The organism is Microvirga medicaginis, from assembly GCF_052658925.1.
Window position 1 is genome coordinate 1 of record NZ_JBQWEL010000044.1, and the last position, 12,170, is coordinate 12,170.

Below are 12,170 nucleotides of genomic sequence, written 5' to 3' on the forward strand. Positions count from 1 at the left end.
TACGCGGGCTCGCCGAGCACCTTGCGCACGGCAGCCCGCGCCAGGCCGAAGTGCTTCGCGACTTGAGCGGGTGCTACTCCGGCCAGAAGCGCGGCGCGCACGGCCTTGCGCTGTCCCGCCTGCAGCCGGCGCGAGAATGACTGGATCTATGGCTGCTGGGGCGGTGTGCCGGCGCCGTTGACTGACTGGTTTGCCAGCCGAGCCTCGACCATCGCGAGGAAGTCGTTCACCGCCTCGATCCCACCCTGTTCCAAGTTCCGGGTGTGGCTTCCACCATCAATGCGGACGAAACGCTTCGGCTCGGGGGCGGCCGCGTACAACTGCTCGCCCAAGGCAAAGGGGATGATACGATCATCCGTGCCATGCAGGATCAGGATCGGCGCCTTCACCTTCTTGATGATGTCGAGCGAGCGGAACTGATCGAGCATCAGCCAGCTGACAGGGACATACCAGTAGGCTAGGCCCGCGACATCGGCCGTGGAGGTATAGGGCGCATCCAGAATGAGACCGGCCAGCGGCTGCTCGCTGGCCAAGCGCACCGCCACACCGCTACCGAGGGACTCGCCATACGCGACCAGGCGTGAGGGCTCATAGGAACGCGTCACCCAGTCATAGGCGGTGCGGGCATCCGTGTGGAGCCCCGTCTCGGTCGGGGTGCCGGTCGAGCCGGAGTAGCCGCGATAGCTGATCATCAGAAGACCACGGCCGGATGCCGTCAGGGCTTGGGCGCGCAGGCGCCGGTTCCAGAGGCTGCCGCCATTGCCATGAAAATACAGGATGAGCGCTTTGCCCGGCTGGGGCGGCTTCCACCATGCCACGAGCCGCTCCCCATCTGGCGTCGGCAGGACCAGATCCTGAAAGCCGGCTAGGCCCGCCGCCGCGGCCGTCGTATGCCGGTCAGACGCCGGATAGAGCAAACTGCGCTGGTTTACGAACAACACGGCAAGGATGCCGGCGTACAGAACGAGCAGAGCAAAGGCGAGAAAGCGAAGATAGCGGGCCATAGGGGTCTGCTGACATCCGGCTGATGGGACTGACGGCTTTGCCTGTTATAGCGGCAGGGCACTTCCTACACGATTCCCCAGGCGCGGTAGCGGGTGCGGCCGGTGAGTTCGCGCGGCAACGCACCGCCGAGCTGGGCCAGCATCAGGTCCACAGCCTTGGGCGTGACCTGCAAGAGCTTGGCACCAAGCGGTACAGTCACCAGCGGCCGCGACAGAAACAGCTCGACCAGCCCCGGCAGCCGGGAATTGCTGCGGCAGGTGCGTGTCACCCGGGCCATCAGCTCGCGGGCGAGGATCAGCCGGTCGAGATCCCGGTTGGCGATCGCGAGCGCCTCTTCCAGCACCTGGCAGAAGCCCTCCAGCTTCTCGCGGGCCCCTTCCCGGCCCTGCGGCCGGAACTTCGACTGCTTGAACCCGGCCGCCAAGGGCAGGAGATGATGGGTGAGCCCCCGCGACCGTAGGATGGTGGCCGCCATGATCAGGCCGAGCCACGGCAGGCGGGTGTAGAGGTTGAGATCGAGCCAGGCATTCCAGGCGACCGCTGCAGCCGCCACCGCGGGCCAATGGCTGGTGCGCTGGACCACGTCGAGCCACAGGTCCTCGGCCTCCGCCTCGTCCACGTCAGGGTCATAGACCAGGTGCGAGCGGCTTTTCGGCAGCGGCGTCTCGCCGGCGAGCACCTTGCTGGTGCGCTCGAGCAGCGCATCGATCTCGGCAAAGTGCGCCTTCCAGGGATCGGCATCGTTGGCGAAGGGCGGGTAGGCCGCCTCGTCGTCGGGATCGGGTTTGCCCTTTGTTGGCCTGCGAGCGCCCTCCCCTCGCACGGGGCCTATGCCGCGGAGAGCCGCAAGACCATCGATCGAGAGCGGCCAGGGCGCCGGGCGCGCCAGGGCGGTGCGGCGGGCCCGCAGGGCGGCAGCGGCGCGGGTGAGCTCGTGGGTGGGATGGCACACGTCCATGCCGGCATCGTGCAGCACCAGATCACCGACATCGACGAGATGGCCGTCGAGGATCAGGGCGCGCACCGCCTCGGTCATGTCGCAGCGCGACTGCCAGCCGGCGGCTAGGCCGGAGGCTTCCAGCCGGGCATCGAAGCGCAGAATGCTGATCGTGATGCACTCGAGCCGGCCGGCGATGGTCTCCCACGGCAGCTCCGGCAGGTCGTACGGTCGCGCAGCCAGATGCTCCTCGTCGAAGTCCCCTCCCCTGCCTTCGAACGCCATGCTTCGGCTCCACAGCTAAGTTATTGATGAAGCAAGCTATAGCTTGGCCAGAGGAAGCAAAGCAAGGATATGCTACGCTGAAGGCTGAGGCACTTCAGCACTCTGCAGGGCACCATCCGCAGAGATCAAGATCGTTGCTGCTGGCGAACAGTTCCGGACTGAGTTCGATCCGCATCGAAGACGCGGAACGGCTCCAAAAGCCTTGTTTTTAAGCCATTTTCGCCCACGCTGAGGAAGCCCTCCCCTCGCCCGGTGGTTAACGAAATGGCTTGAGAGACGTCTGCAAACGATCGGTTATCCCTGATCTCAGATTATGTACAAAGGGCCTAAAGCGGGGCAGAACATGACTGTCAGTGTTCGAAGTGGATCGCACTTTCGTTCGACGGCGACTGCACGCTAGCCGCCTCAAAGCGGATCGACATTTTTTGGCCTTTAGGATTTTGGTGGGGAACCAGCAGATCAAGGATTGGCTTTACTCACACGCGATATGCGCATAAATTGTGCGTATCTACGCTCTGGAGGAACCGCAATGCCTAAGCCAGCTGGAGAAGCGCGGGTTCGGCGTCCAACGAATGTCACTCTTCCGGTCGAGCTTGTGGCTGAGGCGAAAGCCTTGCAGGTCAATGTGTCCCAAGCCTGCGAAAGTGGGTTGGCTCGCTCAGTGGCGGAAGCCCGGCGGGCCCGCTGGCTGGAAGAGAACAAGGAAGCCATTGATGCCCACAATGCAATGATCGAGCGCGATGGCCTGATCCTGGAAGAGTTCCGGCAATTCTGATGGCGCAATTCGATGTCTATGCCGGGGTCGGCCGCACCAAGGGCTATGTGGTGGATCTGCAATCGGACCTCCTGGATCGGCTGGCGGTGCGTGTCGTCGCGCCCATGGTCCTCGTCGACAAGGCCACGATCATCTCCGGGCTAACCCCGCTGGTCCGGTTTAAGGGAGCCGACTACCTTCTGTTGACCTATCAGTTGGCATCCATCCCGGTCCGTGAGTTGCAACGCCCGGTCGGCTCTTTGTCCGCCGATCAGGACGCGATCAAGCGGGCACTCGATATCCTGTTCCTCGGCTTCTGAGTATCGCAGGAGACCACCAATTCCACACGAAATTTCGGATAGCCGTTTCTGTGCAACCGGCTCCGATGCAAAGTGATTGACGGTGCAATCAGCTTCAAGCCTGAGAATGTCCCGTGAGCCACTTCACTCGCTTGGGAAACAAGGCATTTGGAGTGCAATCAACTTCGAAAATTGACGACGAGCCCGATGCCACCCTCCCCTGCCCGTAAGCGCCTGATCGGATACGCCCGCGTCTCCACCGACGAGCAAGCCACGGATGCCCAGATCAATGATCTCCGCGCTGCTGGGTGCGAGGTCATTCACCAGGAGCAAGCCTCTGGTGCATCACGGGCCCGTCCCGTCCTATCCCGGTTGTTGCGCGAGATCCGGAAGGATGAGGTCCTCGTGGTGGTACGGCTCGATCGTTTGGCGCGCTCAGTCAGCCACCTGCTCGAGGTGATCGAAGACCTTGAGAGCAAAGGCGCGCACTTCCGGTCGCTCCGGGACCCGATCGACACGTCGACGCCTCAGGGGATGTTCTCGCTACAGGTCCTCGGCGCCGTCGCCCAGCTCGAGCGGTCGCTGATCTCGGAGCGCACGAAAGCCGGGGTGGAAGCGGCGAAGGCGAAAGGAAGGATGCCGGGCAACCCGGGCCTCAGGGCCGGCAGCCCCGAGGCTATCCGCAAGGCCGCTATGGCAAGACATCGCGTCTATCTCGGAGATCTCATCCACAAGGCCGAGACCTTCCTGCCCGTCGTCCGGCAGATGCGGCCGGACCACAGCTGGGAGGATGTCGTGCAGGTCCTCAATGCGAAGGGGCAGCGCTGGACGACGCAGAGCCTCCGGAGGGCGGTGCGGCGTCTGGTCACCGAAAAGCTCGTTGAGCCTGGCTTGCTCGGAAAGGCGGGCCGAAGGCCGCCGCACGATCGTCTTATGACTTTGATCGCAGGCATTGCGATCGGCAACCCTGCCCTCAGCCTGCGGGATATTGGCGCTCAGCTGGAGGGCATGCGGGAGAGGACGCCTCGGGGCGGGCTGCGGTGGACAGCGAGCTCGGTGAAGTTCCAGTTGGACAAAGCCCGCAAGCTCGGTCTTGCCGTGCCAGAAATCAGATAATGAATCCGGAAGTGACGCAAGAAATCACTCGTGCCATTCTGCGTAATCCGCGGACAAGTCGCGGGAGAGTTACGCACGAGTTTCGGGCGACGCGTACGCACCTCACGGTAACTCGCCGACTGGTCACGATGATGCGTCCTATCCGCCCCGCAGCCGGTAGCCGCGTCGCTGCTTCCGCTTGAGCCAGCGCTCAAGGGATTCGACCGCTCTCCCCTCGCTTTCATGGATCTCGACACGTCGGCGGCCGGGCTTCCCTATGCGCCCCCACTCGCGCACCAGGGTGGCGCCGTCGAATAAGCTGGCCTCGATTGAGAGAACATAGAACCGGTTCATGTTCCGGGCCGGGTCACAGCGATCAAGGACGAGAAAATTCAGTGTGTTCTTAAGCATAAACCCCAGTCTGCAGGTCAGCAGACCGGGGTCCAATCAAAGTCCTGAATCTTTCACAGGCCCGACATCACGGACATGAATCGAGCAGGAGGCTTCCTGCTCCTCCTTGCTCCGATCGCGCTCGGCGATATAGCGCGAGACCATCGCCCGTACCATTACCTCTGACTTGCGGTCGATGCACTTCTCAAAGCGGTCAACCTGCTCTGCGTCCCGTATCTCAGCGAGCTCTTCGATGAGGTGGATTCTATTCTGAAATGCGAGTCCCGTTACAAGCAAAGGGTTTGCACTCGGAGGCTGAATGACCCTGCCCTACACCCAACTGAGCCTGGCGGAACGCCGCGAGATCGCCCGCATGCATGCGGCCAAGATCCCGATCCGTGTGATCGCTGAACGCCTGCAGCGGCATCGTTCGACCATCTACCGCGAGATCAATCGGAACTGGGTTCACGATGAAGAGCCGTTGGATCGCGGCTATTTCCATGTGGCCGCCGACATGCAAGCCCGGGCCCGGCGTCAGCGTCTGAGCAAGCTCTCCCGCAAGCCTGCTCTGGCCGTCTACGTCATGGACTGTCTCAGAGCCGGATGGTCGCCAGAGCAGATTGCTGGCCGCCTGCGGGCATCCGGCGCGCCTGAACGGCTGTCGCATGAGACGATCCACCGGTTCGTCTACAGCTCTCAAGGGCAAAAGCTCGGGCTGTATCAGGATCTGCCGATGGCACGGCGCCGGCGGCGAGCGCGCTACCAGCGCAAGCCCCGCGGTCTCTTCATTCCGGCGGGCAACACCATTGAGCAGCGTCCGGCGGAGATCGCAGACCGCACGAGCTTCGGGCACTGGGAAGGCGATCTGATGATGTTCCGCAAGGATCTGGGCAAGCACAACCTCACTTCGCTCATTGAGCGCCAAAGCCGTTACACGATCCTGACCCGCAATCCGGATCGCAACTCAACTGGGGTCATGACCGGCATGATCGAGAAGCTGAAAGTCCTGCCGGAGACGGCGCGTCTATCGATCACTTTCGACCGCGGTACGGAGTTTGCCTATTACCCGCTGCTCAAGAGCAAGCTCGGGATGGCGAGCTATTTCTGCAAACCACAGGCGCCGTGGCAGAAAGGCTCAGTGGAGAACACCAATGGCCGGGTTCGACGCTTTCTGCCACGGGATACGGACATTGCCGCTTTGCCTGAGGAGGCCCTGCTTGAGATCTGTGATCGGCTCAATGCGACCCCGCGCAAATGCCTGGGCTATCGCACGCCCAAAGAGGTTCTGATGAGCTCTCTGGACCGGGGATCTATGACTCGCCAACCGTTGCACTTCGGCTTGATTCCACACTGCGGGTATCGACAGCGCTGTTCGTGATCTGCCGCGACACCGACAGTTTGGCTGACGATCTGCGCCAGTTTGCCGGGAAGATCCTGGAACGCATCAGGCCGAACAGGCAGCAGCACTTGTTGAGTTGCCCGCGGGCAACTTTTCCGCCTTGCGCTCCCGGCTACGGAGAACCCGGATGATATTCTGCCGCTGTTCGTCTGTATAGGTGTCACATCTCTCGATCTGCTCGGGCCGGCCGCAGCCTGCGCAGATACTGTCCAGTCCAAGCAGATGCTCTGTCAGGCACGGCGACTGCACGTCAGATCAGCCCCTTGTCTCAGCCCCTTGGCGCGGGAGTGCTCGGTCCAGGCCTCGATGATGTTGCGGGCAACCCTGCGGCTCTCGGCCCTTCCCGTTCCAGCTCACGCGCCGCGGCGGCCACGTCCTGGATGCGTTTGACCTCCCTCAGGCATCAAGCCTTCTGCTCGTCGGCTCTGGGCGGCAGTTCGCGCCCCTTTCCTGCTGCCAGCACAGACGCACAGGCGGGAGTCGTCGTAGCAATAGCAGGGCAGTACGCCCCGAGGCCGTCAAACGGTGTCCTCATCGTTGTCCTCTTAATGAATCGCTGGGATGATGCGGGGGATGAGCATGTGAGCGCTTACGCGCCCCTACCGCGCCCTTCATAGAAGGACAGGCCCCCGAGTTGCCCACGGGCAACTTTTCGGAATGAGATCTAACCGGTGCTCCTGGTCCGGTATCCGCGCGCTACTTGCGGCGCAGCCATGGCCCAAGGGCTTCGACAAACCCTCCCCGGCTCTTATGCAGTTCGACCTCACGACGGCCTTGCGTGCCGATCCAGCCTTGCCCGCGAACCAGGGCGGTATTGCCGAACAAGCTCTCCTCAACAGCCAGCATAAAAAGCGGGCCATGTTTCTAGCCGCATTGCAGCGGTCGACGACAACGAGATTGAGCATGAACTCAAGTCTCTTGATTGAGTATCTGCGGATCCAATCAAGTTTGGAATCATCCACAAGAAGACCCATTACTGGCATGAATCAGCCGCCGAACTGAAAAGTTGCCTACAGGCAACGCGGCTTGCAGCGGACACACTGTGATAACGATTCACAGGAGTCTTGGGCTGTTAGGAATTCGTTTGTCCTTTATTCCTTGCTCTGCTGTCCGAATCGGGTAATGGTCACGAAACTTAGCGTTAATTTTAATTGGAAGCGTATCAACGGATTGCCATCGTGACTTCATCCGCAACGCTCAAGAAAGCTGATCCCAACAGGGCTATTCAGAAGCTCGTTGGCGCTCATGCGCGTGAGCTTTCTGAAAAGCTCCAGGCTCATCGTCTTAAGCTATTTCCGCCAGCCGCCAAGAAAACTGTCAGACGATTCACGTCAAGCGAGGTTGCCGACTTGCTCGGCGTTGACCCCGGTTATCTTCGCCGCATCAGTCTCGAGGGCAAGGGGCCGCAGCCGGAACTGACTGGCGGCGGTCGGCGGCTTTATACCGTCGAAGATCTCGCGGCGCTCCGGTCTTTTCTCGACGAGGGCGCAAAGGGTGGCCGTCGCTACCTTCCGCATCGCCGCCCTGGCGAGCATCTTCAGGTCATCTGCGTCGTCAATTTCAAAGGCGGCTCGGGCAAGACTACGACTGCCGCGCACTTGGCTCAGCATCTCGCTCTGCACGGTTACCGGACGCTCGCCATCGATCTCGACCCGCAGGCATCCCTGTCCGCGCTCCACGGCTATCAGCCAGAGTTTGATGTCGGCGAGAACCAGACGCTCTACGGCGCGATCCGCTACGACGATCAGAAGCGGCCGATCTCAGAGATCATCCAGCCGACTTACTTTCCGAACCTCGATCTCGTCCCGGGCAACATCGAGCTCATGGAATACGAGCACGATACCCCGAAGGCGCTCGCCGACAATCCGGGGCAGGGACTGTTCTTCACGCGCCTCGACAGCGCTCTCGCCGAGGTCCAGGACCGCTACGACGTTGTCGTGATCGACTGCCCGCCGCAGCTCGGCTTCCTGACTATGACGGCGATGTGCGCAGCGACGGCAGTCCTTGTGACCGTGCATCCCCAGATGCTCGATGTCATGTCGATGTGCCAGTTCCTCATCATGACGTCCGAGCTTCTCGAAGTCGTGGCGAACGCTGGCGGCAACACGGGCTATGACTGGATGCGCTATCTCGTGACCCGGTATGAGCCAGGCGACGGGCCGCAGAACCAAATGGTGTCCTTCATGCGGTCCATGTTCGAAGAACACGTCCTGAACTATCCGATGCTGAAAAGCACGGCGATCTCGGACGCGGGCCTGACAAAACAGACACTCTATGAGGTCGGCCGCGAGAACTTCAGTCGGTCGACTTACGACCGCGCCATGGAAGCGCTCAACAACGTTAACGGCGAAATCGAGGGCCTGATCAAGCAGGCATGGGGGAGGGCGTAATGGCTCGCAAAGGTGTCCTCGCTGACCTGATTGAGAAGAAGTTGCCCGCGGGCAACTCCGACACCGACGCAGCTTCTGGGGCAGCAAATGAGGCTCCGGCCGCAGCTCCATTCCAGGGTGCTATGGGAACGAGAGGAGCCATCGGGGCGATCTCCCGGTCCATCGCTGGACTGACCAATGCAGCGTCCGATGCCGAAAGGCTGCGTGCGCAGCTGACGGCAGGGCAGGCGATTGTCGAGCTGGACCCGCAACTACTCGATCCGTCGCCGATTGCCGACCGCCTAAATGGGCAGGACGTCAGCGAGCTGATGGAATCGATCAAGGCATCCGGCCAACAGGTGCCGATCCTTGTGCGGCCCCATCCTGAGGCGCAGGGCCGCTATCAAATCGCGTATGGCCATCGCCGTGCCAGGGCTCTCAAGGAGATCGGCAAGCCGATCAAGGCTGTCGTCCGTCAGCTGACGGACGAGGAGCTTGTCGTTGCCCAAGGACAGGAGAACAACGCCCGACGCGATCTTAGCTACATCGAGCGGGCTCTTTATGCGACGCGACTGGAGGCGGCCGGATACACCCGCGACACGATCATGGCGGCTCTAGCTGTCGATAAGACGCAGCTCTCCAAGCTGATCTCGTCCGTCATGAAGATCCCGACAGACATCATCGAGGCGATAGGTCCGGCTCCGTCCTTTGGGCGTAATCGGTGGGTCGCGCTGGCCTCGAAGTTTGACAGCGACGACCAGGCCAGCTTCGTGGCTCGCAGCGCGATCAGCTCGCCTGATTTTGAGAACGTCGACACGGATCAACGCTTCGAGGTCATCGAGAAGGCTCTGCAGGAGCCGAGACAGCGCTCACGGTCTGAGGCCCAGAGTGTCCTTTCAGCTTCGGGTCGGAAGGTTGGCCGGATCTCAAAATCCGGACGCGACCTGAAGATCTCCATCGACAAGAAATTCGACGCCGCGTTCGTGGAATTCCTTGTCAGCAAACTTCCAAGCCTCGCCGACGAATTTTCGAAGGCGAGCGAGGAGGACAAGTGATGTAACCGCGGCAAAGCAAAAGGCCCTTGGAGCTGGTAACTCCAAGGGCCTTTGGATCTCATCACCGTTGGTATGGCGACAAGGCAGTTCGGATCTCCTTTATGCCATCCCAGCGAATCAGGTGTCAAGATAAACACCGACTCCGGTGAACGATCCTGCTTTGCCCTCGCAGAGGAGGGTAGGGTGCAGATTGCATCGACAGGAGGCCGGCGGCTGGTTCATGCCGCTTTGGCCGCGAAGAAGCTTGCCGTGGAGGCGGGCCGTACAGTCACACGTAAGGAGCTCTCGGCTGCAGCCCGGGACGCGGAGAAGGCGCTTGGATTGCGTCCGGCGCAGCGCCTGGTTCTGTCCGAGCTCGTCGCCTGCTGGGGCGAGCAGGAGTGGGACAAGCTGCTGGTATGGCCGTCCAATGACCATCTGGCGAGCCGCACGGGGCTTAACGAGCGCTCAATCCGGCGCATCCTGGCGCAGCTCACAGAGCTGAAGCTGATCGTGGCGAAGGATTCCCCCAACGGGAAGCGTTTCGCGATCCGGGATCTCGCCGGCGACATCATCGATGCCTACGGTTTTGACCTGACGCCTGTCTACGCGAGGCGAGGGGAGTGGACCACCATGATCGCCGAGCAGAAGGTCATGCGCGAGATCCGCAAGCGCGCCTACGATGAAGTCACAGTGGCCCGCAGAGCCACAGAGGAGGCCATCAGCGCCCTTGCGCAGCATTTCCCGGGGTTTGATCGCTCGGACGTCGAGGATCGCTACAATGAGCTCCTGAGCCGCACGCCGACACGCTCGACGGCAGAGCTTCCGGCAGGTCTGCTACAGGATTGGCAGGATCTCAGGAACCTTGCCGAAGAAGCTTTCTATCAGACCGGCAATGGCGGACTCAGAGTCAATCACAAAGAAACAAACAACGGATCTCCCAGTGAGTCTTGTACAAAAGGCTTTCCGAGGAAAGCTGAGGCGGTTCCGCCAAACGAACGACCGGCCGAGCACCTATCACCGACTTTGATCGTTGAAGCTTGCCCAACCATCTCGGACTACGGTCGTCCGATCCGCACCATCGACGATCTCGTTGGGGCAGGGCGGTACCTTCGGGCATCGCTCGGCGCGCATGAGAGTGCCTGGAACGAAGCCGTTGCCGAGATTGGCCCCGTGGGAGCCGCGGCGGCGGTCATCTACGTCCTGCAGCTCTACGACGATGACGTGTCGAGCGGCCTGCAGAAGATCCGCAACCCTGGCGGCTACTTCCGCGCGCTCGTCCGGATGGTGAAATCAAGCAAGATCAACCTCGAGGTGGAGCTCCTCGCTATGCGGCGGAGACGCATGGCATGACGGGCGTCTCAGAAGTTAGGGCCGAATGCACATGACCGACGAGACAACCATTGTGATTTCCGCATCCATGGAAGACCAGACGCAACCAAACTCCGGTCTCCCAGCTGACCGCATGCCGGAGGCCGAAGTGGCCCTGAGGCTCGCCGAGTTCATCCTGTCACTTCCCGGCTCCGGTACTATGGCCAGCGTCGCGATCGACAGGGGCAGCATCAAGGTGGGCGATGCCATCTTCGACATCGGGCGCTTCATAGCCAGCGTGGGATGGGAGCCGATCAAACACCCGCAGGTCCGCCGGAGCGCCTGGACCGGCGCTTACCGGCGTGGCGACAAAACGGTCCGGGTGCACTCGCGACTGGGCGAAGGCGATGTCGTTGCCCAGTTCAACGGCCGTCGGATCATCGCAGCGTGCAAGAAGGGGCCACTGGCCCGCAAGGTTGGAAGTCTGGAGTTCCAGTTGCTCACAGCAGCACTCGGACAGGCGATGTTGTTCGACGTCTCCGGTGACGACATCGTGGTTGCTGCAGTGCCGGATACGCCAGTTTTTCACAGGCTCGCAGAGGCATGGCGCGAGCGCCCGCTCATCAAAAGGGCAGGCATCAGGATCGCCCTTGTGCCCCGCCACGGCGAAGTCATCGGCCTGGACCTCTAGCGGGACCTGTGGTTACGGCTTTGGTATCCTTCGAGGTTCTGGTTGCCTCAGGCTCTGTCATTACGAATAAGCCAGCAGCGCTTGACCGGTATTTTCCCTCTATGTTCGGTTTGGGGCGGTTGATTGAACTAATCTTGTGCGCTCCCCTTTCTGATCTCTCCGATTGCCGCACCCCCTTGTACATTGATCGGCACACTTTAAACTGATCGTTTGAAGACGTCTTTCAAGCCATTCTGTTAACCAGCGGACAAGGGGAGGGCTTCCCTGAAGTCAGCGAAAATGCTTTGAAAACAAGGGTTTTAGCGGCTCGGCTCACGAGGTGGGGCCGACACAAGGCTCCGTGATCAGGTCCCAAACGAAGCCGCTCACGATGCCGTCCGACAACACAGCGCGCGTTCTAAGGCCACGCCGTAGTCAATTCCAGTTTAGCTTCCGCTGCTACGACCACAACTAATTATATCAAAAGCTTAGCCGTCAAGACGAAGCGTAGCTTTCGGGGGCTTGGATCGGCGACCTTAAGTGAGCGAGGCCTTGCCGGAAGCCATGCTGCTTCCGTAGCGATGATCAGAGGAGGTGGGTACGAGCCAGTGGGCTGCCCGGT

At 61.3% G+C, this 12,170-nt stretch carries 11 protein-coding genes; 8 read left to right on the forward strand and 3 right to left on the reverse strand.

What is annotated here, in order from left to right:
• Positions 1-146: 146 nt before the first annotated feature.
• Complete coding sequence (locus ACUXUR_RS26460) at positions 147-1,004, reverse strand: alpha/beta hydrolase (protein WP_445505336.1); 858 nt, start codon at positions 1,002-1,004, stop codon at positions 147-149.
• Between the two features lie 65 nt (positions 1,005-1,069).
• Entirely contained in the window at positions 1,070-2,227 is a 1,158-nt protein-coding gene (locus ACUXUR_RS26465) for an RHE_PE00001 family protein (protein WP_445505337.1), read from the reverse strand.
• Positions 2,228-2,756: 529 nt separating this feature from the next.
• Between ACUXUR_RS26465 and ACUXUR_RS26470 the strand changes: the two genes are divergently transcribed.
• From ACUXUR_RS26470 to ACUXUR_RS26480, 3 genes are all read left to right on the forward strand, one after another.
• The gene (locus ACUXUR_RS26470) at positions 2,757-3,002 is read left to right on the forward strand and encodes a type II toxin-antitoxin system CcdA family antitoxin (RefSeq protein WP_445505338.1); all 246 of its coding nucleotides are present in this window, start codon (positions 2,757-2,759) and stop codon (positions 3,000-3,002) included.
• On the forward strand, positions 3,002-3,301 hold the full coding sequence (locus ACUXUR_RS26475; protein WP_445505339.1) for a CcdB family protein: 300 nt from the start codon (positions 3,002-3,004) through the stop codon (positions 3,299-3,301). Before ACUXUR_RS26470 ends, ACUXUR_RS26475 begins: the two co-directional genes overlap by 1 nt.
• Before the next feature lie 186 nt (positions 3,302-3,487).
• Positions 3,488-4,396, forward strand: coding sequence for a recombinase family protein (locus tag ACUXUR_RS26480; protein WP_445505340.1), 909 nt, complete (start codon positions 3,488-3,490; stop codon positions 4,394-4,396).
• A 138-nt stretch (positions 4,397-4,534) separates the two neighbouring features.
• Here the strand turns inward: ACUXUR_RS26480 and ACUXUR_RS26485 are convergent, their stop codons facing one another.
• Complete coding sequence (locus tag ACUXUR_RS26485) at positions 4,535-4,786, reverse strand: WGR domain-containing protein (protein WP_445505341.1); 252 nt, start codon at positions 4,784-4,786, stop codon at positions 4,535-4,537.
• A 298-nt stretch (positions 4,787-5,084) separates the two neighbouring features.
• On the opposite strand from ACUXUR_RS26485, the gene ACUXUR_RS26490 reads away from it, so the two are divergent.
• The 5 genes from ACUXUR_RS26490 (at position 5,085) to ACUXUR_RS26510 (ending at position 11,569) form a co-directional block, all read left to right on the forward strand.
• A complete protein-coding gene (locus tag ACUXUR_RS26490; RefSeq protein ID WP_445505342.1) occupies positions 5,085-6,143 on the forward strand; it encodes an IS30 family transposase in 1,059 nt (352 codons plus the stop codon).
• A 1,199-nt stretch (positions 6,144-7,342) separates the two neighbouring features.
• Positions 7,343-8,554 carry a plasmid partitioning protein RepA gene (gene repA / locus ACUXUR_RS26495; RefSeq protein WP_445505343.1) on the forward strand — a complete coding sequence of 404 codons (1,212 nt, stop codon included), beginning with the start codon at positions 7,343-7,345 and terminating at the stop codon, positions 8,552-8,554.
• Complete coding sequence (repB, locus tag ACUXUR_RS26500) at positions 8,554-9,588, forward strand: plasmid partitioning protein RepB (RefSeq protein ID WP_445505344.1); 1,035 nt, start codon at positions 8,554-8,556, stop codon at positions 9,586-9,588. Before repA ends, repB begins: the two co-directional genes overlap by 1 nt.
• Before the next feature lie 183 nt (positions 9,589-9,771).
• Positions 9,772-10,920 (forward strand): plasmid replication protein RepC, encoded by a 1,149-nt coding sequence (gene repC / locus ACUXUR_RS26505; RefSeq protein WP_445505345.1) that lies wholly within the window; start codon positions 9,772-9,774, stop codon positions 10,918-10,920.
• Between the two features lie 31 nt (positions 10,921-10,951).
• Positions 10,952-11,569 carry a hypothetical protein gene (locus ACUXUR_RS26510; protein ID WP_445505346.1) on the forward strand — a complete coding sequence of 206 codons (618 nt, stop codon included), beginning with the start codon at positions 10,952-10,954 and terminating at the stop codon, positions 11,567-11,569.
• Positions 11,570-12,170: the final 601 nt, after the last annotated feature.

Bases quoted from the DNA above. Each gene is read 5' to 3' on its own strand.
- ACUXUR_RS26470 (WP_445505338.1), top strand. From the start codon at position 2,757: ATGCCTAAGCCAGCTGGAGAAGCGCGGGTTCGGCGTCCAACGAATGTC.
- ACUXUR_RS26490 (WP_445505342.1), top strand. From the start codon at position 5,085: ATGACCCTGCCCTACACCCAACTGAGCCTGGCGGAACGCCGCGAGATC.
- ACUXUR_RS26475 (WP_445505339.1), top strand. From the start codon at position 3,002: ATGGCGCAATTCGATGTCTATGCCGGGGTCGGCCGCACCAAGGGCTAT.
- ACUXUR_RS26485 (WP_445505341.1), bottom strand. From the start codon at position 4,786: ATGCTTAAGAACACACTGAATTTTCTCGTCCTTGATCGCTGTGACCCG.
- repB (WP_445505344.1), top strand. From the start codon at position 8,554: ATGGCTCGCAAAGGTGTCCTCGCTGACCTGATTGAGAAGAAGTTGCCC.
- ACUXUR_RS26465 (WP_445505337.1), bottom strand. From the start codon at position 2,227: ATGGCGTTCGAAGGCAGGGGAGGGGACTTCGACGAGGAGCATCTGGCT.
- ACUXUR_RS26480 (WP_445505340.1), top strand. From the start codon at position 3,488: ATGCCACCCTCCCCTGCCCGTAAGCGCCTGATCGGATACGCCCGCGTC.
- ACUXUR_RS26510 (WP_445505346.1), top strand. From the start codon at position 10,952: ATGACCGACGAGACAACCATTGTGATTTCCGCATCCATGGAAGACCAG.
- ACUXUR_RS26460 (WP_445505336.1), bottom strand. From the start codon at position 1,004: ATGGCCCGCTATCTTCGCTTTCTCGCCTTTGCTCTGCTCGTTCTGTAC.